At 71.1% G+C, this 23,344-nt stretch carries 23 protein-coding genes and 3 pseudogenes; 14 read left to right on the top strand and 12 right to left on the bottom strand.

The window, feature by feature from the left end:
* The coding region (locus ABD331_RS33110) for a transposase (RefSeq protein ID WP_344483444.1) at nucleotides 1-571 on the bottom strand (571 nt) is incomplete at its 3' end.
* A gap of 150 nt (nucleotides 572-721) precedes the next feature.
* Between ABD331_RS33110 and ABD331_RS33115 the strand changes: the two genes are divergently transcribed.
* On the top strand, nucleotides 722-1,015 hold the full coding sequence (locus ABD331_RS33115; RefSeq protein ID WP_344483446.1) for a hypothetical protein: 294 nt from the start codon (nucleotides 722-724) through the stop codon (nucleotides 1,013-1,015).
* Nucleotides 1,016-1,141: 126 nt separating this feature from the next.
* Here the strand turns inward: ABD331_RS33115 and ABD331_RS33120 are convergent, their stop codons facing one another.
* Complete coding sequence (locus ABD331_RS33120; RefSeq protein WP_344483449.1) at nucleotides 1,142-1,648, bottom strand: ferredoxin; 507 nt, start codon at nucleotides 1,646-1,648, stop codon at nucleotides 1,142-1,144.
* An 89-nt stretch (nucleotides 1,649-1,737) separates the two neighbouring features.
* Here ABD331_RS33120 and ABD331_RS33125 point away from each other — a divergent pair.
* Nucleotides 1,738-3,763: pseudogene (locus ABD331_RS33125) on the top strand (thioredoxin domain-containing protein).
* A gap of 62 nt (nucleotides 3,764-3,825) precedes the next feature.
* On the opposite strand, the gene ABD331_RS33130 reads toward ABD331_RS33125, so the two are convergent.
* Nucleotides 3,826-5,799: a transglycosylase domain-containing protein gene (locus ABD331_RS33130; RefSeq protein ID WP_344483452.1), complete on the bottom strand. Its 1,974-nt coding sequence runs from the start codon at nucleotides 5,797-5,799 to the stop codon at nucleotides 3,826-3,828.
* Between the two features lie 297 nt (nucleotides 5,800-6,096).
* Nucleotides 6,097-6,576 carry an Lrp/AsnC family transcriptional regulator gene (locus ABD331_RS33135; protein ID WP_344483458.1) on the bottom strand — a complete coding sequence of 160 codons (480 nt, stop codon included), beginning with the start codon at nucleotides 6,574-6,576 and terminating at the stop codon, nucleotides 6,097-6,099.
* Nucleotides 6,577-6,679: 103 nt separating this feature from the next.
* Here ABD331_RS33135 and hppD point away from each other — a divergent pair, with 103 nt between their 5' ends.
* From hppD to ABD331_RS33160, 5 genes are all read left to right on the top strand, one after another.
* Entirely contained in the window at nucleotides 6,680-7,789 is a 1,110-nt protein-coding gene (gene hppD / locus ABD331_RS33140; protein WP_344483461.1) for a 4-hydroxyphenylpyruvate dioxygenase, read from the top strand.
* Between the two features lie 34 nt (nucleotides 7,790-7,823).
* Nucleotides 7,824-8,267, top strand: coding sequence for an RDD family protein (locus ABD331_RS33145; protein ID WP_148437108.1), 444 nt, complete (start codon nucleotides 7,824-7,826; stop codon nucleotides 8,265-8,267).
* A 46-nt stretch (nucleotides 8,268-8,313) separates the two neighbouring features.
* Nucleotides 8,314-9,726, top strand: a complete 1,413-nt coding sequence (locus ABD331_RS33150) for a M1 family metallopeptidase (RefSeq protein ID WP_344483466.1) — start codon at nucleotides 8,314-8,316, stop codon at nucleotides 9,724-9,726.
* 74 nt (nucleotides 9,727-9,800) lie between these two features.
* Entirely contained in the window at nucleotides 9,801-10,346 is a 546-nt protein-coding gene (locus ABD331_RS33155) for an RNA polymerase sigma factor (RefSeq protein ID WP_344483469.1), read from the top strand.
* On the top strand, nucleotides 10,343-10,969 hold the full coding sequence (locus ABD331_RS33160) for a hypothetical protein (protein WP_344483472.1): 627 nt from the start codon (nucleotides 10,343-10,345) through the stop codon (nucleotides 10,967-10,969). The genes ABD331_RS33155 and ABD331_RS33160 overlap by 4 nt, the downstream gene beginning before the upstream one ends.
* A gap of 16 nt (nucleotides 10,970-10,985) precedes the next feature.
* Here the strand turns inward: ABD331_RS33160 and ABD331_RS61050 are convergent, their stop codons facing one another.
* From ABD331_RS61050 to ABD331_RS33170, 4 genes and pseudogenes are all read right to left on the bottom strand, one after another.
* Entirely contained in the window at nucleotides 10,986-11,435 is a 450-nt protein-coding gene (locus tag ABD331_RS61050) for an ROK family protein (protein WP_425566097.1), read from the bottom strand.
* 5 nt (nucleotides 11,436-11,440) lie between these two features.
* Nucleotides 11,441-11,671: pseudogene (locus tag ABD331_RS61055) on the bottom strand (hypothetical protein); the annotation flags it as partial.
* Nucleotides 11,616-12,176 (bottom strand): annotated as a pseudogene (locus ABD331_RS61060) (ROK family protein); the annotation flags it as partial. The pseudogenes ABD331_RS61055 and ABD331_RS61060, both read right to left, overlap by 56 nt.
* A complete protein-coding gene (locus ABD331_RS33170; RefSeq protein ID WP_344483965.1) occupies nucleotides 12,173-13,348 on the bottom strand; it encodes an FIST signal transduction protein in 1,176 nt (391 codons plus the stop codon). The pseudogene ABD331_RS61060 and the gene ABD331_RS33170, both read right to left, overlap by 4 nt.
* A 171-nt stretch (nucleotides 13,349-13,519) precedes the next feature.
* Here ABD331_RS33170 and ABD331_RS33175 point away from each other — a divergent pair, with 171 nt between their 5' ends.
* The 3 genes from ABD331_RS33175 (at nucleotide 13,520) to ABD331_RS33185 (ending at nucleotide 17,750) form a co-directional block, all read left to right on the top strand.
* Nucleotides 13,520-14,911, top strand: a complete 1,392-nt coding sequence (locus ABD331_RS33175) for a sigma 54-interacting transcriptional regulator (protein ID WP_222871448.1) — start codon at nucleotides 13,520-13,522, stop codon at nucleotides 14,909-14,911.
* 64 nt (nucleotides 14,912-14,975) lie between these two features.
* A complete protein-coding gene (locus ABD331_RS33180; RefSeq protein WP_344483480.1) occupies nucleotides 14,976-15,749 on the top strand; it encodes a hypothetical protein in 774 nt (257 codons plus the stop codon).
* Nucleotides 15,750-15,791: 42 nt separating this feature from the next.
* Nucleotides 15,792-17,750 (top strand): vWA domain-containing protein, encoded by a 1,959-nt coding sequence (locus ABD331_RS33185; RefSeq protein WP_344483482.1) that lies wholly within the window; start codon nucleotides 15,792-15,794, stop codon nucleotides 17,748-17,750.
* Here the strand turns inward: ABD331_RS33185 and ABD331_RS33190 are convergent.
* Nucleotides 17,716-18,414, bottom strand: coding sequence for a hypothetical protein (locus ABD331_RS33190; RefSeq protein ID WP_344483484.1), 699 nt, complete (start codon nucleotides 18,412-18,414; stop codon nucleotides 17,716-17,718). The genes ABD331_RS33185 and ABD331_RS33190 overlap by 35 nt on opposite strands.
* 102 nt (nucleotides 18,415-18,516) lie before the next feature.
* Here ABD331_RS33190 and ABD331_RS33195 point away from each other — a divergent pair, with 102 nt between their 5' ends.
* The 4 genes from ABD331_RS33195 (at nucleotide 18,517) to ABD331_RS33210 (ending at nucleotide 21,372) form a co-directional block, all read left to right on the top strand.
* The gene (locus ABD331_RS33195) at nucleotides 18,517-19,650 is read left to right on the top strand and encodes a sensor histidine kinase (RefSeq protein WP_344483486.1); all 1,134 of its coding nucleotides are present in this window, start codon (nucleotides 18,517-18,519) and stop codon (nucleotides 19,648-19,650) included.
* Nucleotides 19,651-19,763: 113 nt separating this feature from the next.
* Nucleotides 19,764-20,456, top strand: a complete 693-nt coding sequence (locus ABD331_RS33200; protein ID WP_344483489.1) for a response regulator — start codon at nucleotides 19,764-19,766, stop codon at nucleotides 20,454-20,456.
* A gap of 45 nt (nucleotides 20,457-20,501) precedes the next feature.
* On the top strand, nucleotides 20,502-20,975 hold the full coding sequence (locus tag ABD331_RS33205; protein ID WP_344483491.1) for a GNAT family N-acetyltransferase: 474 nt from the start codon (nucleotides 20,502-20,504) through the stop codon (nucleotides 20,973-20,975).
* A 10-nt stretch (nucleotides 20,976-20,985) separates the two neighbouring features.
* Nucleotides 20,986-21,372 (top strand): nuclear transport factor 2 family protein, encoded by a 387-nt coding sequence (locus ABD331_RS33210; protein ID WP_344483494.1) that lies wholly within the window; start codon nucleotides 20,986-20,988, stop codon nucleotides 21,370-21,372.
* Here ABD331_RS33210 and ABD331_RS33215 read toward each other — a convergent pair.
* From ABD331_RS33215 to ABD331_RS33225, 3 genes are read right to left on the bottom strand one after another with little or no spacing between them, the layout of a single operon-like run.
* The gene (locus ABD331_RS33215; RefSeq protein ID WP_344483497.1) at nucleotides 21,305-22,222 is read right to left on the bottom strand and encodes a MerR family transcriptional regulator; all 918 of its coding nucleotides are present in this window, start codon (nucleotides 22,220-22,222) and stop codon (nucleotides 21,305-21,307) included. The genes ABD331_RS33210 and ABD331_RS33215 overlap by 68 nt on opposite strands.
* Entirely contained in the window at nucleotides 22,219-22,545 is a 327-nt protein-coding gene (locus ABD331_RS33220) for a hypothetical protein (protein ID WP_344483500.1), read from the bottom strand. Before ABD331_RS33220 ends, ABD331_RS33215 begins: the two co-directional genes overlap by 4 nt.
* Entirely contained in the window at nucleotides 22,542-23,339 is a 798-nt protein-coding gene (locus ABD331_RS33225) for an alpha/beta fold hydrolase (protein WP_344483502.1), read from the bottom strand. Before ABD331_RS33225 ends, ABD331_RS33220 begins: the two co-directional genes overlap by 4 nt.
* Nucleotides 23,340-23,344 lie beyond the last annotated feature (5 nt).

Below are 23,344 nucleotides of genomic sequence, written 5' to 3' on the forward strand. Positions count from 1 at the left end.
CCCGATCGCAGGCGCGCAGCAGGCCCCGGATCGCCGACCGGATCAGCGTGACGGTGTCCTGGGTGGCCACCGCGTCATAGATCGGCGCCGAATCCAGCACCCGCCGCCGCCCGATCAACCCGGCCTGGGAGGCCACCTCCACCGTCCGCTCGAAGATCCGATCCGGCCGATCGGAGGCGGCCAGCCGGGCCCGCATGTCCACCAAAACGGTGTGCACGAACCCCGGATGATCGAAGTCCAGCCCGCCGGCGGCGTACTTCCACCGCACATCGAAGGCGAACCGATCCACCGCCTCCCGATCCGACAACCCCTCCAGCCGCTGCAGCACCATCACCACCGCCACGATCATCGGCGGCACCGACCTGCGGCCATCACCGGCGAACAGGTCGGCGAACATCTCATCCGGGAACAACGTCCGGCACTCACGGTGCAGCACCGCGTAGATCGAGTTCGGCGCGATACGCCCCTCGACAAAACTCACCGTGGAAGACAGCAACCCCGGCTGCATCGGAGTCTGGCCCACTGCCATCGCTCGATCCCATCCCCACGCCCGGTGACCAACACCGATCACCCTGGCACACCAGGCCAGACTTACGCGAGAGAGATCAAAAAACACCAGCCACCTAGGGTGGGCGGTGGAGGTCCTGATGAACCGCTGCCATGGGATTCATGCGGGTAGTCAGGTTCTCGTCGAAGGCTGATGAACGTGAAAGTGGGTGTCATGAGCGCTCAGCCGGTTCACGGTGGCACTGCGGAACATCCGAGAGTGCCGAGGACCATCGGCGGGATCTCCAGCGCGCTTCGGGGCAGCCTCCGGGCGCAGTTCTTCGCCGAACTCCTTGAAGCCCAGCAGGGAGCCGAGTTGGACAGCGTCCTCAACGCATGGTGGGGGCGGGCGATGCTCGACACCGACCCCGACCGTGACCGCATCCGAGCGGCTGCCGAAGCCGGAACTCTGCCGACCACGACCATGGACGAGGTCCTACGCCGGCGACAAGAGCGCGGCGCGCAGTGAGTGAGGCCTGTAGTCCCTTCGGAGGTCGTGGCTGACACGCTCGCCGACCCATCGGCATCGCCGAATACCGGATAGACAGAAAAACCAGCAGGTGCTGCTCACCCGGATCGTGCTGTTCTGAGGGCATCAGAGCTCTGGAAGCATGTCCCCATCGCCGGGGACGCGTCCCTGATCCAGCCCGAACAGATAGCGGCGAAGATCGAGCGGCAAGGCGCCGGCCATATAGGCCGCGTAATCGCGAAGCCCCGTGACCGCCTCGCGCTCGTCGGCCCGGGTGCTCACGGACCACTTGGCGGTGGCCTGGTCGATCCACTCCAGGAGGCGTCGGCGTTCTCGCCACCACTCCCGCACGCTCGCCGCGGTCCAGTGTTCGTCACCGTCGCGCGCGTAGCCGGACATCGGGTCGCTCCAGGCGGCGAGGAGAACCTGATGCGCCTCCGGCTCCGTGAGCGGCTGCCGGTAGATGAACTCCTGACCCCCCTCGTCGTCGTAGAGCACGTGCGCAGGGGCGATGGCGCGGCCTGACCAGCACGTGTCGGTCGCTGCGCCGTAGAACGGCCCGGGGACATTACGCCAGTTCCGTTCCTCCCACCGACCGAGCAGGTACGTTTCCGGCCTCGGCAGCTCGCGCACCTCTCCCCAACCGCAGGTCGGTGAATCCAACGCCGAAACCTCCAACCCGCATCGTGCTGTTCTGACCGGTGGTGTGAGAGCCTGATCGCATGAACAGGCTTGGTAGAGAGACTTCTCCCTACCTCCTCCAGCACGCCGGCAATCCTGTTGATTGGTGGCCGTGGGGAGAGGAGGCGATGCAAGAAGCGAGTAGGCGGGACGTACCCCTGTTGATCAGTGTGGGGTACTCATCCTGCCATTGGTTACTCGCTTCTTGACATCCACTGGTGCCACGTCATGGCCCATGAGAGCTTCGAGGACGCCGAGACCGCGCGCCTGATGAACGAGCACTTCGTCAACATCAAGGTCGACCGCGAGGAACGACCCGACGTGGACGCCGTCTACATGGGCGCCACGCAGGCCATGACCCACCAGGGCGGCTGGCCGATGACGGTGTTCGCGACGCCGGAGGGCCATCCGTTCTACTGCGGCACCTACTTCCCGCGCCCCAACTTCCAGCGCCTGCTCACCGAGGTCCACAACGTGTGGACGGGCGACAGGGAGTCGGTGTTGAAGCAGGGCGCGAAGGTGGTGGAGGCGCTCAACACGCACACCACGCTGCCGAGCGGCCCGCTGCCGGGCGAGGAGACGCTGCTGGAGGCCACGCGCAATCTGCGGGAGTCGTTCGACGCGGCGAACGGCGGGTTCGGCGGGGCGCCCAAGTTCCCGCCGTCGATGGTGCTGGAGTTCCTGCTGCGCTCGGGTGAGCGCGAGATGAGCGGCAGGACGCTGGAGGCGATGGCCCGCGGCGGCATGTACGACCAGCTCGGCGGCGGGTTCGCGCGCTACAGCGTGGACGCGCGGTGGGTCGTGCCGCACTTCGAGAAGATGCTCTACGACAACGCTCTGCTGCTGCGCGTCTACACGCACTGGTGGAAGGCGGGCGGCGGCGAGCTGGCCCGGCGGGTGGCGCTGGAGACGGCCGGCTGGCTGCTGCGCGAGCTGCGCACGCCCGAGGGCGGCTTCGCGTCGGCGCTCGACGCCGACAGCGAGGGCGTGGAGGGCAAGTTCTACGTCTGGACGCCCGCGGAGCTGCGCGAGGTGCTCGGCGAGGACGACGGCCGGTGGGCGGCCGGGCTGTTCGAGGTGACGCCCGCGGGCACGTTCGAGCACGGCGCCTCCGTGCTGCAGCTCCTGCGCGACCCCGAAGACCCGGAGCGCTACGCGGACGTGCGGTCGCGGTTGCTGGCCGCCAGGGAGCACCGGGTGCGTCCCGGGCGCGACGACAAGGTCGTGGCCTCGTGGAACGGCCTGGCCATCGCCGCGCTGGCGGAGACCGGCGTGGTGTTCGAGCGCCCCGACCTGGTGACGGCGGCCACGGAGGCGGCCGAGCTGCTGGCGGACACGCACATGGCGGACGGCAGGCTGCTGCGCACCTCCAGGGACGGCAGGGCGGGCGCCAACGCCGGCGTGCTGGAGGACTACGCCAACCTGGCCGAGGGCCTGATCTCCCTGTACGGCGTGACGGGCGAGGCGCGCTGGCTGCGGCTGGCGGGCTCGCTGCTCGACACCGTGCTCGACCGCTTCTCCGACGGGGCCGGCGGCTTCTACGACACCGCCGACGACGCCGAGCGGCTCTTCCAGCGCCCGCAGGACCCCACCGACAACGCCACCCCCTCCGGCCAGTACGCGGCCGCGGGGGCGCTGCTGTCGTACGGCGCGCTGACCGGCTCCACCCGGCACCGTGAGGCCGCGCACGCCGCGCTGGGCACGGTGTCGGTGCTGGCGGCCGGGCACGCCAGGTTCGCGGGGTGGGGGCTGGCCGTGGCTCGGGCGGCGCTGTCGGGGCCCGTGGAGGTGGCCGTCGTCGGGCCCGCCGACGATCCGCGTACGGCGGCGCTGCACCGGGAGGCGTTGCTCGCGGACGCGCCGGGGCTGGTGGTGGCGCTGGGCCGGGGTGACACCGGCGACCGGGGCAGCGGTGATCCGCTGGTGCCGCGGGAGAGCGCCTTTCCTGCCCTGCTGGAGGGGCGCGGGCCGGTCGGTGAGGCGCCGGCCGCGTACGTGTGCAGGGGGTTCACCTGCCGGATGCCGGTGACGACGGTCGAGGAGCTGCGCGCCGAACTACAAGGCTGACCGGCCGCGACGCCGACCGGCCGGGCAAAACCGCCAGGCCGACCGGCGGGCTTGCGGACGCCTCAGCGGCCGGCCTGGCCGACCTGGCCCGCCTGCTGCGTGCGGCCGTTCCTGCCGTCCTCATCGCCGGTCTCCTGCACCGACGGCTGGTCGGGGACCTCCGTGTCCGGCGGGGACGGCTGCTCGGGCTGCTCGTCGGGCCCGCCGTCCTCCGGCCCCTCCGTCTCGGGCGGACCGGTGAAGGGCGGCTGGCTGAGGTCGGGCTCCGGCTGGTCCCAGTCGTCCTGGCTGGGCGGCGGGCTGTACTGCGGGCCGGGCCCGTCGCTGTCGCGCTCGGGCTCGGAGTAGTCGGACGACCAGCCGTACTCCGACGGCTCGGGGAACTCCTCGACGGGCTTGCCCTCCATCGCCTCGGTCATGAACGCCCGCCAGATCTGCGCGGGGAGCTGCCCGCCGAACTGCGTGCCGTAGCCGGGGATGGAGACGGTGGCGTTGTCGTCGCGGAACATGTCCACGGCCACCGCGAGCTGCGGTGTGAAGCCGTTGAACCAGACGGACCTGGAGTCGTCGGTGGTGCCCGTCTTGCCGGCCACGGGGCGGTCGTAGAGGCGGGCGGCGGTGCCGGTGCCGTACTTGACGACCTGCTGCATCGCGTAGATCGTGTCGGCGGCGGCCTGCTCGCCGACCACCTCGGTCCTGACGGCCTTGACCACCTCCTTGCGGCCCTCGGCGTCGGTGACCGACCTGACGACGTGCGCCTCCACGTGCACGCCCTTGTTGGCGAAGGTGGAGAAGCCGGAGGCGTTCTGGACGGCGCTGACGGAGGAGACGCCGAGCGGGAAGGAGGCGGCCTCCTTCTGTTTGTCGAGCTGGGCGGCGGGGATGCCGGCCGCCTCGGCGGTGGCGGCGACCTTGTCGAGGCCGACCTTCTGGCCGAGGTCCACGAAGGCGGTGTTGACGGAGTTCTGGGTGGCGCTGATCAGGTTGATCTGGCCGTAGGAGCGGTCGCCGTCGTTGGGGATGGCCTGGGACGCCGACGCCACGCGCAGCGGCGAGTTGCCGTCGACCCTGGTGGACAGGTCGAAGCCGTTGTTCAGCGCGGCGGCCAGCGTGTACGGCTTGAACGTCGATCCGGCCATCACCTTGGCCGAGAACGCGCTGTCGTAGTACTTGGACTGCGACGGCTTGCCGCCGTAGAAGGCGACGACCTCGCCCGTGGCGGGATCGACGGCGGCCAGGCCGGTGCGCACCTTCTTGGGCGTGCTGTCCGGCAGGGTGTCCTCCACCGCCCGCTGGGCGGCCTGCATGAGCTTCTTGTCGAACGTCGTGACGATCTTGAGGCCGCCGCTGTTGATGTCCTCGTCGGTGTAGCCGCGCCGGTTCAGCTCGGCGGTGACCTGCTCCAGCATGTACTGGGCCTGGCCCTTGAGCTCGAACGGCTTCTTCGGCGTCTCCAGCGAGGGGAACCGCTGGGCGGCCACCTGCTCGGTCGTCAGCACGCCGGTCTGGGCCATGGCGGTGATGACGGACTGCCAGCGCTCCTTGGCCGCGGCGAGGTCGGTGCCCTTGGGGTCGGCGAAGCGGCTGGGCTGCTGGATGACGGCCGCCAGGTACGCGCCCTCGGCCACGCTCAGGTCCTCGACGTCCTTGCCGAAGTAGGCGCGGGCGGCCGACTGGATGCCGTTGGCGCCGCGGCCGAAGTAGATCGTGTTCAGGTACTGCTCCAGCACCCAGTCCTTGGACTTGGACTGGTCGACCTTCATCGCGATGAGGATCTCTTTGAACTTCCTGGTGACGGAGCGTTCCTGGCTCAGCCCGCTGTAGTAGTTGCGGACGAGCTGCTGGGTGATGGTGGAGCCGCCCTGGAGCTGCTGACCGGTGAGGGTGGACCAGACGGCGCGCCCGGTGCCCTTGAGGGAGACGCCGGCGTCCTCGTAGAACGAGCGGTTCTCGGCGGCGATGACGGCGTCGCGCACGTGCTCGGGCACCCTGTCCAGCTCGACCTTCCTGCGGTCGATGCCTTGCCTGGCGAGCACGCTTTTACCGTCGCGGTAATAGATCACCGAGCCCTGCGCGGTGGCCTGCTTCTGTGTCGTATCCGGAATGGGAGTCAAAGCCCAGGCAATGGCGAAAAGCCCGGCCAGTACGACGATTCCCGTGCCGATTGAAACCAGGAGCACCCGGAGAATCCGCCGTCGCTTCCGCATTCCGTTACCACCGCCGCTCCGCACCCTCGACCCCCCTCGTCAAGTTTCGCCCAACCCCCGCAAGCTGGGCGAATGGTAAGGGTAAACGATCGACAATAGTGCCTGGTCCACTCTGCGATGGTACGTCTAACGCGACTCCCGACGCGGAACATCGGCGACCAAAGGCAACACTCGGTAGGGAACCGGCGTGTCGAGCGCGATGATCGAATTTGTCCGGAGTACGCCCTGGACATCGACGATCCGGTCGATCACCCGCTGCAAATCGGCGTTCGTTCTGGCGACCACACGGCACAAAAGATCACTGTCACCGGTGATCGTGTGCACTTCCAGCACCTCGGGAATGCGGGCCAGGCTGTCGGCCACCGGGTCGTGCCCGGCCACCTGCCTGATCTCCATGCTGACGAACGCGGTCACGTCGTAGCCGAGCGCGGCGGGCGACACGTCGGGCCCGAAGCCCGTGATCACCCCTCTGTCCACGAGCCGGTCGAGCCGGGCCTGGACCGTGCCGCGGGCCACGCCGAGCCGCCGTGAGCACTCCAGTACGCCCAGCCGGGGCTCGGCGGTCAGCAGGGCGATGAGCCGGGAGTCCAGCGCGTCGATCGTCATGCTGTACAGAAATACCCGAGTCACCGGCGGAAGAGTAGGCAGATTGTGCACTCAATGAAGTAACTGTTGCGCAACTCGTCCAGGGAAATCAACAGTTAACGGTATGAGTGATGTCTTTCCGGTCAACGGCATGGACGCCGTGGTGTTCGCCGTGGGCAACGCCAGGCAGGCGGCCCACTACTACTCGACCGCGTTCGGGATGCGGCTCGCGGCCTACAGGGGGCCGGAGAACGGCAGCCCTGACATGGCCGCGTACGTGCTGACCTCGGGCAGCGCCACCTTCGAGCTGCGGGCCTCGATCAGGCCGGGCACGGATCTGGCGCGGCACGTGGCGGAGCACGGCGACGGGGTCATCGACCTGGCCATCGAGGTGCCCGACGTGGAGGCGGGTTACGCCTACGCCGTCGCCCACGGGGCCAGGGGGCTGGCGGAGCCGTACACGGTGGAGGACGAGCACGGCAAGGTGGTGCTCGCGGCCATCGCCACGTACGGCGAGACCCGGCACACCCTGGTCGACAGGTCCAACTACGGCGGCCCCTACCTGCCCGGCTACACGGCCGCCGAGCCGCTGGTCGCGCCGCCGGCGACGAAGCACGGGCGGCTCTTCCAGGCAGTGGACCACTGCGTCGGCAACGTCGAGCTGGGCAAGATGGACGAGTGGGTGGAGTTCTACCGCGAGGTGATGGGCTTCACGAACATGGCCGAGTTCATCGGCGACGACATCGCCACCGAGTACTCCGCGCTCATGTCGAAGGTCGTGGCCGACGGCACGCGCAAGGTCAAGTTCCCGCTCAACGAGCCTGCCGTCAGCCGCAGGAAGTCGCAGATCGACGAGTACCTGGAGTTCTACCGCGGCCCCGGCGTGCAGCACATCGCGCTGGCCACCAACGACATCATGACCACGGTGGACCACATGCGGGCCGCCGGGGTGAGCTTCCTCCAGACGCCCGACTCGTACTACGACGACCCCGAGCTGCGCGCGCGCATCGGGCAGGTGCGGGCGCCGATCGAGGAGCTGAAGAGGCGCGGCATCCTCGTGGACCGCGACGAGGACGGCTACCTGCTGCAGATCTTCACCCAGCCCGTGCAGGACCGGCCGACGGTCTTCTTCGAGCTGATCGAGCGGCACGGCTCGCTCGGGTTCGGCAAGGGCAACTTCAAGGCGCTGTTCGAGGCGATCGAGCGGGAGCAGGAACGCAGGGGCAACCTTTAGTTTGTCCCGACTTGGTGGTGGTCATCCAGACATCATGGGACTGCCGCCACCGGGGTTGGCGGGACGCTGGCGGCGGTTGTTCGCCGGCGTCCTCGACTGGCTCATCATCAACGTCGCCACCGCTCCGTTCAACTGGACGGGCTTCGAGTACGCCTGGAACGAGAGCAGGGGCGGCTGGGAGCGCTATCCCGTCGAGCACACCTTCCTCGCCGGCCTGGTGGCGTTCCTCTACTTCTGGCTGCTGCACGCCTTCTGGAACGGTCAGACTCTGGGCAAGAAGCTGTTCGGTCTCCGTGTCGTGTCCGAGTACGGCGGGAGGATAGGGGTGGGGCAGGCAGCCGTCAGGCAGGCCGTCTTCACCGTGCTCGGATGGCTGTGCTGCGTCGGCCCCCTGGTGGATCTCGGCTGGATCCTCTTCGACCCCCGCAAACAGGCCGTACACGACAAGGCCGCCAGGACGGTCGTCGTCAACGCCTGACTCAGCGTAATATTGCGGTCACGAAGTGAAGGGGGCTCGTACGCTCATGCGTGTCAACAGGCGCGGGGTGGCCATGCTCGCGACGCTCATCAGCGTGCTGGCCTGCTCACCCGCCGACGAGCCGACCCCTCCCGCCGCCGGGCAGAGCGCCGCCGACCGCCGTGCGGGCGCGCCCGGCATCGGCGACGCCGACTTCCCGCGCGACGGCAACGGCGGCTACGACGTCTCCCACTACGACCTGGTCGTCGACTACACGCCCGCCACCAAGCGGCTCGACGGCGTCACCACGATCAGCGCGTCCGCCACCCAGGAGCTGTCCAGCTTCAACCTCGACCTGACCGGGCTCGACGTGCGCGAGGTGGCCGTGAACGACGCGCCCGCCACGTTCACCAGGAAAGGCGACGAGCTGACCGTGCGGCCCGCGCGGGCCATCGCCGACCAGGCCCCCTTCACCGTCAGGGTCACCTACACCGGGCTGCCCAAGCCGGCCAACGACAACGCCAACCTGGGCACCTACGGCTTCATCCCCACCCCCGACGGCGCCTTCGTGGCCTCCGAGCCCAACGGCTCCAAGACCTGGTTCCCCGGCAACGACCACCCCGCCGACAAGGCCACCTTCGACTTCACGATCACCGTGCCCGCGGGGGTGACCGCCCTGGCCAACGGCGAGATGACCGGGCAGCCCACCACCTCGGGCGGCAAGACCACCTACCGCTGGCGCGAGCGCCACCCCATGGCCACCTACCTGGCCACGGCCACGCTCGGCAAGTTCGACCTGCGCCAGGGCAGCACCGCCGCCGGCATCCCGAACCTGGCCGCCGCCGACCCCCGCTTCAAGAGCTCGCTCGACTCGCTCTACACCCTGTCCGGGCAGATCACCGACTACTGGGCGACGGTGTTCGGCCCCTACCCGTTCTCCTCCACCGGCGGCGTCGTCGACGACTACTCCGCCGGCTACGCGCTGGAGAACCAGACCAAGCCGCTGTACGGCGGCTTCCAGCCCGACGAGACGATCATCGCGCACGAGCTGGCGCACCAGTGGTTCGGCAACAGCCTGACCATCAGGCGCTGGAAGGACCTCTGGCTGAACGAGGGCTTCGCCACCTACGCGGAGTGGCTGTGGGCCGAGCACAAGGGCACCAGGACCGCCGAGGCCACGTTCAAGGACCTCCAGAGCCGGCCCGCCACCGACCCGATGTGGAAATATCCCCCGGGCCGCGCCAAGCCCGACGACCTGTTCAACCAGTCCGTCTACACGCGCGGCGGCATGACCCTGCACGCCCTGCGCAGAGCCATCGGCGACCCGGTGTTCTTCACCCTGCTCAAGGCGTGGACCGCCGAGCACCGCTACGGTCACGTGACGACGGAGCAGTTCGTCGCGCTCGCCGAGCGGCTGTCCGGCAAGAACCTCGACGCGCTCTTCGACGCCTGGCTCTTCCAGCCGCGCAAGCCTTCCTGACCCTCCCGGAAACGCTCCCCGCCGCCCGAGCCAAGTACGGGGTGCAAGGGCGAACGACGAAGGGAGCGAGGCCAGTGCGCCTCAACGATGACCCTGTGGCCTTCGAGGCCTTCTATCGCCGCCACGTCGATGCCGTGCTGAAGTTCGTGGTCCGGCGGGTGAGCGACCCTCACCTCGCCGCCGACCTCACGGCCGACATCTTCCTGGCGGTTCTGGACTCGGCGGACACGTACCGGCCAGGGCGGGGCAGCGAGATCGCCTGGCTGTACGGCATCGCGCGCAACGTCGTGTCGGCCCAGTACCGCAGGGCCGCGCGGGAGGCGCGGGCGACCGGCCGCCTGGCCGGACGCCGCCTGATGGACGACGACGACCTGGCCAGGATGGAGGAGCGGATCGACGCCGAGCGCCGGATGCGCAGCGCCCTGGAGGCCATGGCAGGCCTGCCGGAGGGTGAGCGCGCAGTGCTGGAGCTCGTCGCGATCGACCAGCTCACCGTCACCGAGGCCGCCGCGGCGCTGGGCATCAGGCAGGTCACCGCGCGAGTCCGGCTGCACAGGGCCAGGCGTGCCCTCGGACACTTCACCTCGCCCTCGGCCGTGTATCTGGAAGGACAGGCATGAGCGACTTCGAAGATCGCCTTCTCGGTGCACTCAAGGAAGAGATCGCGACGAGGAAGGCGGAGGACACGATGACGACAGTGACACCGGCTCGCAGGCGCCGTTCTTGGGGGCTGGCCGCCGCGGTGGCGGGGGTCGCCACCGCCGTGGTGGTGGCGACGACGACGGGCGTGCTGGGCGGCCCGGCGTACGCGGTGACCAAGGGCGCCGACGGCGGGGTGGGCGTGCTGATCCACGCCTTCACCGACCCGGACGGGCTGGAGGCCGAGCTGGCCGAGGCCGGGGTTCCCGCCGTGGTGGACTACCTGCCGCAGGGGCAGACCTGCCGGGCGCCGCGCGGGGCGCCCGGCGGCGGCGCCGGGCAGTTCGCGGGGAGCATCGGGCGTGAAGGGGACGGGATCGCCTTCCGCATCGAGAAGGGGCAGGTGCCGGAGGGGTCCACGTTGGTGCTGACCGTCTCCAAGAGCGCTGACGGTGACGACCAGCCGCCGTTCGCCACCTCGCTGGAGATCGTCCAGGGTGCTGTGGCGCCGTGTGAGCCGACCGCCATGCCGCTGCCGGGGCAGGGTGAGGGCTTCGACACCGGTACGGAGGAGGGGCCGGGGCTGGACAGCAAGACCGGCTGACGCCCGCCCTTTCGCGTCAGTCGTTCCGGGCCGGCCAGTACGTGTCGCCCGCCAGGTGCAGGGCGGCGGCGCCTACCAGGCCGGCCTCCTGGCCGAGGGCGGCGGGCAGGACCTTGACCCGGCGGGCGAAACCCATCCTGGCGTGTTCCCGCAGGGCCTCCTCCAGGGGCCCGAACAGGGGCTCGCCCGCTTGGGACAGGCCGCCGCCCAGGGTGATGACGTCCAGGTCGCACAGGTGGGTGGCGGAGGCCATCGCGATGCCGAGGGCTCGGCCGGCGCGGTGCATGGCCAGGGTCGCGATGGGGTCGCCCGCGCGGGCGTCCGCCGCCAACTGACGCGCCGTAACGGGCCGATCCTCCCGATACGCGCCGCTCCCCGCCGCGTCCCGCACGACCGCCCTGGGCGCGCCCTCAGCAGGCACACTCGCGCCTGACACGCCCGCACTGGGCATGCTCGCGCTGGGCATGCTCGCCCCGGGCACGCTCGCGCCAGACACGCTCGCCCCGGGCACGCTCGCCCCGGGCACGCTCGCCCCGGGCACGCTCGCGCCTGACACGCCCGCGCTCGGCACGCCTTCACCGGACACGCCGGAATCCTGCACCGCCGCAGCCTCGGCGGCGCCGGGCACCCAGCCCTGCCGTAGGGCCCAGGCGACCACCGCGGGCCCCCGGGCGACGGCCTCCAGGCACCCGTGCCCCCCACACCCGCACCGGGGCCCGCCCACCGGCTCGACCACCACGTGCCCGATGTGCCCCGCGTTCCCGGTACGCCCGTGATGAAGCCGCCCACCCAGGATCAACCCCCCACCGACACCGGTGGACACCACCATCCCCAGCATGTCGTCACTCCCCTGCCCCGCCCCCGCCCAGTGCTCGGCCACGGCCAGGCAGACGGCGTCGTTGTGCAGCCGTACCGGCGACGAAGGGAACAGCGCGGCGAGCCGGGCGCGCAGCGGGAAGCCGCGCCAGCCCGGGATGTTGAGCGGCGACACCTCCCCGTCAGGCCAGCTCAGCGGCCCGCCGCAACCGACCCCCACCGCGTCGAAGCGGCCGGCGAGCGGGGTGAGGAGGCCGGCGAGCGTCCGCCACAGGGTCTCGGGGCCGGCGCCCTGCGGCGTGGCGGCGCGTCTGACGTCCGTCACCGTGCCGTCGCGGCCGACGAGTCCGGCCGCCATCTTGGTGCCGCCGACGTCGACGGCCAGGATCACGGGCCGCCCGCGGCGCTGGAGAACACCAGGACGGACGCCGTGAACCCGTGCACGTGGTTGTGCCCGGCCACCGGCCCCACCTCCCCGGCCGCGAAGAAGCCGGCCACGCCGATGGGCCCCAGCGTGTCGCGCAGCGCGACGGGGTCGTGGTCGGCCGTGCCGAACATCGCCGACCCCCGCCCGTTGCAGGAGAACAGCAGCGCGCCGTCCACCTTGCCGAGCTCCTCGCGGTGGGCGTCGAGCAGGTCGTACAGGTCCTCGTCGGCGGTGGCGGCGTCACGGACCTGGAAGCGCACGGTCCTGCCGACCTCGACGATGTCGCCGATGGCCACGGCCTCGCGGTCGGGGTCGATGCCGATGACCCCCCTGATGAGGAAGTCGCCGCGTTCGTGGCGCTCGGCGTACTCGTCCATGGCCAGCCCGATCTGCAGCCCGGACGCGACCAGCTCGCGGTCGTCCTCGTCCAATTCGCTGACGATGTCCTCCAGCCGGGCCAGCGCCGGTTGCCCGGCCAGCTCCAGCAGCAGGTTGTCCTCGGACGCGGTGACCACCATGCTCGGCCCGATCGGCCGGCAGCCCTGGCTGACCACCGTGCTGACCTTGATGGGCCCGCTCAGCAGCACGCCGATGGCGCCCTCGGTGTAGATCTCGCCGTCGGCGAACAACCGTACGGATCCCCGTCCCTGCAGCCCGTTGGCCAGCCCGCCGATCAGCGGCAGCTCGCCGAGCACGTCGACCGAGCGCTCCACGAACGCGTCCGTCGGAAAGCTGTACGGGTCGGCCAGCAGGATCGCCACATGATCGTCGCCGCCGCGTTCCGGCAGCCCGACGACCACGAAGCGGTCGTCCGCCGCCAGCGTCTCCAACGCGAACGTGGTCAGCCGCGCCCCCTCCAGGGTCGCCGCCCACGCGCTCACGGCGGGCGTCAGCTCCACCCCTTGGCCGTCGCCGATCACCCCAGTGGCGCTGCAGCCGATCACGTGCGCCTCGGGCGCGAGCTTCATGGCTGCCTGCCCGGCCCTGGCGACGTCGTCGGGATCGTCGCCGCAGATGAAGAAGCAGACCAGGTCGGCCTGGCCGCTGAGCCTCGACAGCGCCTGGCCGACGGCGTGTTCGGCCGCCTCCACCAGGTCGGATCCCACGGCGAGGCCGTCGGCGAAGCGGCTTGTCATCAAGGCCACGGATCTCGCCTCCCTCGACATGTCCAAGTGTCCTAGGCCCGATTCTCCCCACTAAAGGGACAAGCACGCACACGAACCGTCACGCAATAGTCAAGATCCGAAATCTCCGCCAGATGCGAAAGTCTCTGCCACATTCCTCTCAGGGGACGTAGTCTCGATCCCGTGCATCAGCCACGTATTCTCCGCGAGTTGCGAGAGAGCGGCCACGTTCATCGCACCGTCAAGGCCGAGATCCGGGAGAACCTGCTGGCCAGGCTGCGCGCGAACGAGCCGCGCTTCCCCGGCATCATCGGCTTCGACGACTCCGTCCTGCCACACCTGGAGCGGGCCCTGCTCGCCGGGCACGACCTGGTCCTTCTCGGCGAGCGCGGCCAGGGCAAGACCCGGCTCATCCGCACCGTCACCGGTCTGCTCGACGAATGGACGCCGGTGGTCGACGGCTGCGAGATCAACGACCACCCGTACGCGCCGGTCTGCACGCGCTGCCAGAAGCTGGCGCGCGAGCTGGGCGACGAGCTGCCTGTGGCGTGGAAGCACCGCGACGAGCGCTACGGCGAGAAGCTCGCCACGCCCGACACCTCCGTGGGCGACCTGATCGGTGACGTCGACCCCATCAAGATCGCCGAGGGGCGCACGCTGGGCGACCCCGAGACGGTCCACTACGGCCTGGTGCCGCGCACCAACCGGGGCGTCTTCTCGGTCAACGAGCTGCCCGACCTGGCCGAGCGCATCCAGGTGTCGCTGCTCAACGTGCTGGAGGAGCGCGACATCCAGGTACGCGGCTACAACCTGCGGCTGCCTCTCGACATCCTGCTCATCGCCAGCGCCAACCCCGAGGACTACACCAACCGCGGCCGGATCATCACGCCGCTGAAGGACCGGTTCGGCGCCGAGATCCGCACCCACTACCCGCTGACCGTCGAGCACGAGCTCGCGCTCATCCGCCAGGAGTCCGTGCCGGACATCGGCGCCGACGTGCCCGAGCACCTGGTCGAGGTGATCGCCCGCTTCACCCGGCTGGTCCGCGAGTCGACCGCCGTGGACGCCCGTTCCGGCGTGTCGGCCCGCTTCGCCATCGCCGCGGCCGAGACCGCGGCCGCCTCGGCCGTGCGCCGGGCGGCGATCACCGCCGAGGAGCAGGCGGTCACGCGCGTGGTCGACCTGGCGTGCGTGGTGCACAGCCTGCGGGGCAAGGTGGAGTTCGAGGTCAGCGAGGAAGGCAGGGAGACCGAGATCCTGGCCCACCTGCTGCGCCGGGCCACGGCCGAGACGTTCAGGAGCCGGCTGGGCGGCATGGACCTGTCGGCGCTGACCGACAAGTTCGCCGAGGGCAACCAGGTGGAGTCCGGCGAGCTGGTGCCCGCCGGGGAGCTGCTGCACCGCATCGGCCCCGTTCCGGGGCTGGCGAAGGTCATGTCGCGGCTGGGCATGGGCGCGGGCGAGGAGTCGCCCGGCCACGCGGCGGCGGCCCTGGAGTTCGCGCTGGAGGGGCTTTACCTGATGCGGCGGCTGTCCAAGGAAGACCTTGACGGCGTAACTGTTTATCGCACGTGAACAAGTGAGCGGTCTCCCGCGTCATAGTGGTGGAACTCATCACTTTGTTCGGGGGAGACCGTTCATGCGCCTGCTCGTCGCCTTCGCCACCACCGCCGCCGCCGTCGTCTCCCTGAGCGCGCCCGCCGCCGCCGCTCCCCTGAGCACGTCCACCGCCGCTTTCCCGAGCGCGCCCGCCACCGCCGTGTACGGCTTCGCCTGGGCCGACGGCAAGGGGCACCTGCGGATCGTGCCGAAGACCGCCGCCAGGGACAGCCGGGTGACGTACACGCTCAAGAGCCTGCCCAAGGCCAAGGAGCTGCACCTCGACTACACCAGGGCCGCCTACGGGCGGGTCACGGTGGCGTGCGACCTGAAGGAGACCGAGGGCCGGGTGGCCGTGGACGCCAAGGGCCTGGGCCGGACGAAGTGCAAGCCTGCCCACCTGGCCGACCAGCTCGGACGCGGCCCGGTGGCCGTGCGCGTCGAGCACGCGGGCGGCAAGGCGACCAGGGTGAACGAGATCCTGGTCGGCGACTGGGGCACCCCGCGCACGGCCCGCGGCACGATCAAGCGCGTCAACGACACCACCGTCCTGTTCGCCACCGGCGGCAAGACGATCAAGCTCGGTTACACGTACACGACGGCCTTCCACCGCACGACGGCCAGGTGCGGCGACGGCTGGCTCACCGGCAGGCCGGTCAACGCCGACAAGAACGGCCTCGGCAAGAAGCAGTGCGCGTGGACGGACCTCACCAAGGCGCTCAAGGGCGTCAAGTACCCGGTCCTGGTGAAGGTCGACTACACCCCGGGCGTGAACTCGCTGAACGAGGTGTGGGAGGTCTTCGGCGACGCCTGAAACGGCCCGCTGGGGGGTTTCTCGGGTTAGCGTGGGTTTGTGATGGCCTTTCGCTATGGCGAGTACCACGACGGCCCCGACCCCCTGGCTCCTCCGTACGACGTCAGGGCGGCGCTCGACGAGATGGGCGACGCCATCCTGTCGGGCTCGACGCCGGTCCACGCCCTGCGCGACCTGCTCAAGCGCGGCCTGCCCGGCGCTCAGGAGCGGCGCGGGCTCGACGACATGCTCAGGGAGGTCCGCAAGCGCCGCCGCGACCTGCGCGAGCGCGGGCGGCTCGACGGCACGCTGGAGCGCGCCAGGGCCCTGCTGGACAAGGCGATCGGGCAGGAGCGGGCCGAGCTGTTCCCCGATCCGTCGGACGACGCGCGGCTGCGGGAGGCGGGGCTCGACGGGCTGCCGGAGGACACGGCCAGCGCGATCCAGGAGCTGAGCACGTACGACTGGCGCTCGTCAGCGGCCCGCCAGACCTTCGAGGAGCTGCGCGACCTGCTGCGCAGGGAGGTCCTGGACAGCCAGTTCAAGGGCCTGCGCGACGCGCTGGCCAACCCCGACCCGCAGGCGATGGAACGCATCCGGCAGATGATGTCGGATCTGAACGACATGCTCGACAAGGACGCCAGGGGCGAGCACACCCAGGCCGACTTCGACGCCTTCATGGACAAGCACGGCGACCTGTTCCCCGAGAAGCCGCGCAACCTGGAGGAGCTCGTCGACATCCTGGCCCGCCGCGCCGCCGCCACGCAGCGCATGCTGGCCTCGATGACCCCGCGCCAGCGCGAGGAGCTGAGCAACCTCATCAACCAGACCCTCGACCAGGCGGGCCTGTCCGACCAGATGCGCCGCCTCGGCGAGGCCCTCTACTCCCGCCGCCCCGACCTGGCCTGGAACGCCCCTGAACGCCTCACCGGCGAGGAGCCGCTGGGCATGGGCGACGCCGTGACGGCGCTGGAGGAGCTGGCCGACCTCACGCAACTGGAGACCGCCCTGCGCCAGGACTACCCGGGCGCGCGGCTCGACGACATCGACGAGGCCGCCGTACGGCGTGCGCTCGGCCGCTCCGCGGTGGACGACCTGGAGGCGCTCAAGCGCATCGAGCGCGAGCTGGAGGAGCAGGGCTACCTGCTGCGCCGCCGCGGCAAGCTGGAGCTCACCCCGAAGGCCGTGCGCCGCCTGGGCGAGACCGCGCTGCGCAGGGTGTTCTCCTCGCTCGACGCGGGCCGGCGCGGCGACCACGACCAGCACGACGCGGGCTCGGCCGGCGAGCTGACCGGCTCGACGCGGCCGTGGCGGTTCGGCGACGAGCAGCCGATCGACGTGGTGCGCACGCTGGTGAACGGCGTCCGCAGCGGCGGCATCACGCTGGGCGACCGCGTCGGGGTGCGGCTGTCGGTCGACGACTTCGAGGTGGCCGAGACCGAGCGGCGCAGCGCCGCGGCCGTCTGCCTGCTGGTGGACCTGTCGTACTCGATGGCGCTGCGCGGCACCTGGGCCGCCGCCAAACAGACGGCGCTGGCCCTGCAAGCGCTGGTGGCCTCCAAGTTCCCGCAGGACGCCGTGCAGATCATCGGCTTCTCCAACTACGCCAGGGTGCTGCAGCCCGACGAGCTGGCTGGCCTCGACTGGGACATGGTCCAAGGCACGAACCTGCACCACGCCCTGCTCATCGCCGGCCGCCACCTCGACCGCCACCCCGACTTCGAGCCGGTGGTGCTGGTGGTCACCGACGGCGAGCCCACGGCGCACCTCATGCGCAACGGCCGGTCGGCCTTCGAGTGGCCGCCGTCGCACGAGACGCTGGAGCTGACGCTGGCCGAGGTGGACAAGATGACCAGGCGGCGGGCGACGATCAACGTCTTCATGCTGGCGGCGGACGACCGGCTCAAGGAGTTCGTGGACGAGGTGGCCCGCAGGAACGGCGGCCGGGTCTTCTCGCCGAGCGCGGATCGGCTCGGCGAGTACGTGGTCAGCGACTTCCTCCGCCTGCGCCGAGCCCGCTGAGCCGGGGCTCCTCGGCCTCGCCCGACCACTCGGCGTCCGTCATCCGGATGATCGACACCCCGACGTACCCGAAGACCAGCAGCAGGATGACCGGGCCGCCGAAGCCCAGCACCTCGTTCCACTGGCTCGCGCCGTAGAGCCAGACGGCGATCCCGCCGAGCACGCCGGCCGGGAACCACCAGCCCGCCCGGCCCGAGCGGGCGTAGGCCACCGCGACCAGCACCAGGCCCAGGAAGGAGCCGATCATGCCGGGAAGCTGCCAGGCGGCGATCATCGCCGGCTGCGCGGCCTCCTCCATGAGCTTGTGCGCCTGGTCCGCCGGCAGCGACCCGTAGAGCACGATGTCGAAGAAGTCCGAGATCATCAGGGACGAGAAGTTGATCAGTCCGATGACCGTCACCGCGCCCGCCAGGTTGGCCAGCACCACGCCCTTGCGGCGGACCAGGTGGACCAGCCCGATCACGCCGGGCACGAACAGCACCCAGGCGTAGTGCAGGAGCGTGGCGCTGACGCCGACGGCTCCCGGGTTCTCGGCGTAGACGAGGGGGTCGTAGGGGCCCGGCTCTGTGGGGTCGGTGACCATGCCGAGGAGCAGGCAGAGCGGGGCGAGGACGAGGCACGCGCCGGCCGCGACGCGGCGGAAGGCGCTGGCGTTGGTGAGCATGCGCAGGACCGTACGGGGACGGCCCGCCTCCGGTCGTCAAAGCAGCCTTTGACCCGGCATCCCCCTCCAGGTGGATTTCGTCCCGGCGGCTACCCTCTGCTCATGCTCCGCTCCCGTCTCCCCGCGCCGATCGACTGGCTGGTAGCCGTGGTCGTGGCCCTGTTCGCGCTCGCGGAGGAGCTCAGCGGGCGGTCGATGGCTCCGGCGCGCGAGCACCTGCCGTTCTGGGTGGCCGCCGGGCTCCTGGCGGCCGGCGGGGTGCTGTACAGGCGGCGCGCCCCGTTCGGCATCCTGATCGTGTACTCGGCCGCCAACGTCGCCGCGTTCGCCCTCACCCGCGAGCTGCCGGCCGCCTGGCAGTTCTACACGCAGCTCGTGCTGCTGTTCACGCTGCTGTCCGAGGTGCCGGGGCGCAGCGTGAAGACCGGCGTCGGCGTGGCCGCGACCGGGGCGTACGTGGCCGCCATGATGGCCACCTCCTCACCCGCCGCCGGGCCGGGCGACTACGCCGTGGCCCTGGTCATGACCGCGATCGCGGCGGGCGCGGGGCTGGCCGTGCGGCGACACCGGGTGCTCGCCGTACAGGCCGCCGAACGCGGGGAGCTGCTCGCCCGCGAGGCCGTCGCCGAGGAACGCGCCCGGCTCGCCCGCGAGCTGCACGACATCGTCGCGCACAGCGTCAGCGTGATGACCATGCAGAGCGGCGGCGTACGGCTGATGCTGCGCGACGACCAGCGGCGCGAGCGCGAGGCCCTCACCACGGTCGAGCAGGCGGGCCACGAGGCGCTGGTCGAGCTGCGGCGCATGGTGGGGCTGCTGCGCGGGCCCGAGCTCGACCGGCTCACCCCGCAGCCCGGCCTCGACCGGCTGGACGACCTCCTGGAGCAGTTCGGCTCGGCCGGGCTCGCCGTGACGCTGGAGGTGCTCGGCGAGCCGGTGCCGCTGTCGGCGGGGCTCGACCTGTCGGCGTACCGCATCGTGCAGGAGTCGCTGACGAACACGCTCAAGCATGCGGGGCCGACGCGGGCGGTGGTGACCGTCGCCTACCGGCCGCGTGAGCTGCGGCTGGAGATCGCGGACGAGGGGCCTGTGGAGGGGCACCCGCGCGCGGCGTCCGCCGAGGGCGGTCACGGGCTGATCGGCATGCGGGAACGCGCGGCGCTCTTCCAGGGCACGCTCACGGCGGGGCCACGGCCACCGCGCGGCTTCCACGTGGAAGCGGTGCTGCACCTGTGACCGGCCCTGACGGCGGTGCCGCACCTTCGCCCGAACCCGACGACGCCCCTCCCTTGGCCGGGCCCGACGACGACGCCGCGCCTTTGACCTGGCCTGACGACGACGCTGCGCCTTTGACCTGGCCTGACGACGACGCTGCGGCGATCAGCATCCTGATCGCCGACGACCAGGCCATGATCCGCGCGGGACTGCGCCTGATGATCGAGACCCAGCCCGACCTGCGCGTGCTCGCCGAGGCGTCCGACGGCGAGCAGGCGGTCGAGCTGGCCCTGCGCCGCCGCCCCGACGTCGCCCTCCTCGACATCGCCATGCCCCGCATGAACGGCCTGGCCGCCGCCCGCCGCATCCTGTCCGCGCCCAGCCCGCCCCGGGTGATCATGCTGACGATGTACGACACGGACGAGAACCTCGACGTCTCGCTGCACGCCGGGGTCAGCGGCTTCCTGCTCAAGGGCGCGCCGCCCGAGCACCTGTTCGCCGCCATCCGCAGCGCCGCCAGGGGCGAGATGCTCATCGACCCCGCCGTGACCGGACGTGTCGTGGACGCCTACCGCCGCGCCGCCCCACCCCCCGAGCCGTCGCCGCCGCCGTCCGGGCTGACGGCGCGCGAGGAGCAGGTGCTGCGGCTGGTGGCGCACGGGTTGTCGAACGCCGAGATCGCCAGGGAGCTGTCGATCGCGGAGGCGACGGTGAGCACGCACCTCAACCGGCTGCTGGCCAAGCTGGCGCTGCGGGATCGGGCCCAGGTCGTCCGGTACGCGTACGAATCGGGCCTGGTCCGGCCAGGGGACCCGCCGGCCGGGTGAGCGGCGGCGCGGAATTGTCGGTGGCGGGTGGCAGACTCCCCGGTCATGGACGACGATGTGCGGCTCAGAGACGTCACGGAGGCCGACCTGGAGGTGCTCCTGGAGTACGAGCACGACCCGGAGGCCGTACGGCGCTCCCGGTTCCCGCCGCGCGAGCGGGAGGCGTTCATGCACCACTGGAAGACCCGCGTCCTCGGCGACCCGACCGGGTTCGTGCAGGCCGTCATGGTGGGCGACGAGCTGGCGGGCAACCTGGTGGCCTGGTGGGAGGGCGATCGGCGGTTCATCGGCTACTGGTTCGGCAGGGCGTTCTGGGGCCGCGGCATCGGCACCCGGGCCCTGGGGCTCTTCCTCGCCCAGGAGCGGAACAGGCCGCTGTACGCCGACCCCTTCCACGCCAACCTGGCGTCGGTGCGGCTGCTGGAGAAGCACGGGTTCGAGCGGGCGGGCACGGTGTTACACGACGAGGACGAGCACCTCCTCCTGGTGCTGCGTCAGCCTGTCGGTGCCCGTCTGTAACGTCCGCGGCATGGACGACGAGACCTCCGTGAGCCGCCAGACCGCGCACGCCTACGTCGAGAGCGCCGAGCGGCGCGACTGGGAGGCGTTCGCCGCCCTGCTCGCCGAGGACGTGGTGTACGAGATGCCGCAGACCCGGGAGCGCATCCGCGGCAGGTCCGCCTTCCTCCGGTTCAACATGGACTATCCCGGCGACTGGCATCTGACGGTCCGGCGGGTCGTCGCGGACGGCCGGCACGCCGCGGCCTGGCTCGACACCCGCGTCGGCGACGAGCGCCAGGACGCCTGCGTGTGGTTCGAGTTCTCCGGGGAGGGGCTGATCAGCCGGGTCACCGATTTCTGGCCCGAGCCGTACGAACCGCCGGCCGGTCGCGAGCACCTCGTGGAGCGCTGGTAGGCGGCGGCTCAGCCTCCGGCCGGTCACGAGCACCTCGTGGAGCGCTGGTAGGCGGGGGCTCAGCCTCCCCCCGCGCCGCGAGGTCGATGCCCGCGACCGAGCGCAGCCGCTCCTCGAACAGCACCCTGACCCGGGCCCAGGCCGGTCGCTCCTCCTCGCCGTAGTGGCTGAGCAGGTTGTACCGGACGGCGGCGTCAGCGCGGGCCTCGAGCCCGGCCGGGACCGGCAGCAGGTCGGGGTGGTCGACGAAGTAGTCGGCCATGGCGGTGGCCAGCTCGTCCACCCGGGGGTCGTCCGGCTCCCACTCGGCGGCCCGCCACAGCACTTTGACCAGGCGGACGTACGCGGGGTCCCGCAGGGCGCGCTCGACCTTGCCCACGTAGTCGTCGAAACCCTCCGGCACCAGGGCCCTGACCAGCACCAGGCCCTCCCTGGCCATGGTCACGTCCGCCTCGGTGAAGCCGAACTCGGCGGCCACCTCGTCCAGCGCCTCGACCACGCGGGCGGGCAGCAGGGCGCGGTCGCCGGTGGCGAGCCTGCGCAGCGTGTCGCGGCGGGCGATCAGCTCGTCGATGCGGTCGTCGAGGCGTCGTTCCGCGTCGGCGAGCGCGGCGGCGAACCGGTCGGGGGTGGCGTCGAGCATCGTCCCGATCTCGGCCAGCGGGACGCCCGCGGCGGCCAGCGTCCTGATCTGGACCAGCCGCAGCAGGTTCGCCGGGCCGTAGCGGCGGTAGCCAGAGGTGTCGCGGCGGGGCTCGTCGAGGAGGCCGTGCTTGTGGTAGTGCCGCACGGCCTTCACCGTCACACCGGCGAACGCCGCCGCCTGGCCGATGGTGACGCCGACCGTCATGCGCCCCGCCGACCCGATGATCGCGGGATCACCACGTGCTCCATCCACCTGTTGAGCCCGCGAGTCGCCACGCCCTTCACCCGCCCGATACTCGCGCAGGTCGCCACGCGCTTCACCCGCCCGTTGAGTGCGCAGGTCGCCACCCCCTTCACCCGCCCGATACTCGCGCAGGTCGCCACGCGCTTCACCCGCCCGATGCCCGCGCGCGTCGCCACGCCCTTCACCCGCCCGATGCCCGCCCGGGTCGCCACGCGCGCCGCCAGCCCGATGCCCGCCCGGGTCGCCACGCGCGCCGCCAGCCCGATGCTCGCGCGGGTCGTCATGTGCTCCACCGGTCCGAAGATCGCGTGGTTCCGGCCAGCTCGCGGACCGCGTCGGCGACCGCGCGGAAGTCCTTGCGCAGCAGGTTGCCGTGGTTGGCGGCGACCTTCGCGCTGACCTTGACGTTCGGGTTGCGGGCCAGCACCGGCCCGAGGCTGGCCCGCATCTCCTCCATCTCGGCCCGCCCACCCCCAAGGCTCGCCCCCGTGGCGACCACGTACCGAACCGGACACGTCACACTGTCGAGAACGGGATCGAGCGCGGCATAGACCCCATTCAGCTCGATGTTGCTCTCCGCATGCTCAGAGGCGGACATCTTCCCGGCCATGCCCATCAGGGACAACAACGGCAGCAGCCAACGCGACCGCCGCCACAACCGCCGGATCCGCTCCTCCGCGTAGGAGAAGTCATACGGATAGGCCCCGTCCACGGACACCACCCCCGCGACCCGATCCGGGTTCCGGCTGGCCCAGTGCAACGCGACCGGCGCGCCGTACGACCACCCCACCAGGATCGGCCGCACCACGCCCCTCGCCGCCAGAACGACCCCCACGTCGTGGACGTGCGTCTCGAACGAGGCGGCAGCGGCCGAACGCCTCGACCGGCCGCGGGCCCGCATGTCGTAGGTGAGATGCCGGTAGCCGCCGCCGAGTTCGGCGACGACGCGCCGCCAATACCGCTGGCTCGCGAACTGGCCGTTGAGGTAGAGCACGCACGGGCCGGGGCCGCCGGTGTCGGTGACGGCCAGCGCGGTGTCGTCGACCGGCACCATGCCGGTCCAGGTGGAAGCGGTCACTTGTT

The sequence above is a fragment of the Nonomuraea monospora genome (genome assembly GCF_039531895.1).
Taxonomy (GTDB): domain Bacteria; phylum Actinomycetota; class Actinomycetes; order Streptosporangiales; family Streptosporangiaceae; genus Nonomuraea; species Nonomuraea monospora.

Coding starts and splice junctions, on each gene's coding strand:
- ABD331_RS33115 (WP_344483446.1), top strand. CDS start 722: ATGAGCGCTCAGCCGGTTCACGGTGGCACTGCGGAACATCCGAGAGTG.
- ABD331_RS33135 (WP_344483458.1), bottom strand. CDS start 6,576: ATGACGATCGACGCGCTGGACTCCCGGCTCATCGCCCTGCTGACCGCC.
- hppD (WP_344483461.1), top strand. CDS start 6,680: ATGAGTGATGTCTTTCCGGTCAACGGCATGGACGCCGTGGTGTTCGCC.
- ABD331_RS33145 (WP_148437108.1), top strand. CDS start 7,824: ATGGGACTGCCGCCACCGGGGTTGGCGGGACGCTGGCGGCGGTTGTTC.
- ABD331_RS33150 (WP_344483466.1), top strand. CDS start 8,314: ATGCGTGTCAACAGGCGCGGGGTGGCCATGCTCGCGACGCTCATCAGC.
- ABD331_RS33160 (WP_344483472.1), top strand. CDS start 10,343: ATGAGCGACTTCGAAGATCGCCTTCTCGGTGCACTCAAGGAAGAGATC.
- ABD331_RS61050 (WP_425566097.1), bottom strand. CDS start 11,435: ATGCCCAGCGCGAGCATGCCCAGTGCGGGCGTGTCAGGCGCGAGTGTG.
- ABD331_RS33170 (WP_344483965.1), bottom strand. CDS start 13,348: ATGACAAGCCGCTTCGCCGACGGCCTCGCCGTGGGATCCGACCTGGTG.
- ABD331_RS33180 (WP_344483480.1), top strand. CDS start 14,976: ATGCGCCTGCTCGTCGCCTTCGCCACCACCGCCGCCGCCGTCGTCTCC.
- ABD331_RS33185 (WP_344483482.1), top strand. CDS start 15,792: ATGGCCTTTCGCTATGGCGAGTACCACGACGGCCCCGACCCCCTGGCT.
- ABD331_RS33190 (WP_344483484.1), bottom strand. CDS start 18,414: ATGCTCACCAACGCCAGCGCCTTCCGCCGCGTCGCGGCCGGCGCGTGC.
- ABD331_RS33195 (WP_344483486.1), top strand. CDS start 18,517: ATGCTCCGCTCCCGTCTCCCCGCGCCGATCGACTGGCTGGTAGCCGTG.
- ABD331_RS33205 (WP_344483491.1), top strand. CDS start 20,502: ATGGACGACGATGTGCGGCTCAGAGACGTCACGGAGGCCGACCTGGAG.
- ABD331_RS33210 (WP_344483494.1), top strand. CDS start 20,986: ATGGACGACGAGACCTCCGTGAGCCGCCAGACCGCGCACGCCTACGTC.
- ABD331_RS33215 (WP_344483497.1), bottom strand. CDS start 22,222: ATGACGGTCGGCGTCACCATCGGCCAGGCGGCGGCGTTCGCCGGTGTG.
- ABD331_RS33220 (WP_344483500.1), bottom strand. CDS start 22,545: ATGACGACCCGCGCGAGCATCGGGCTGGCGGCGCGCGTGGCGACCCGG.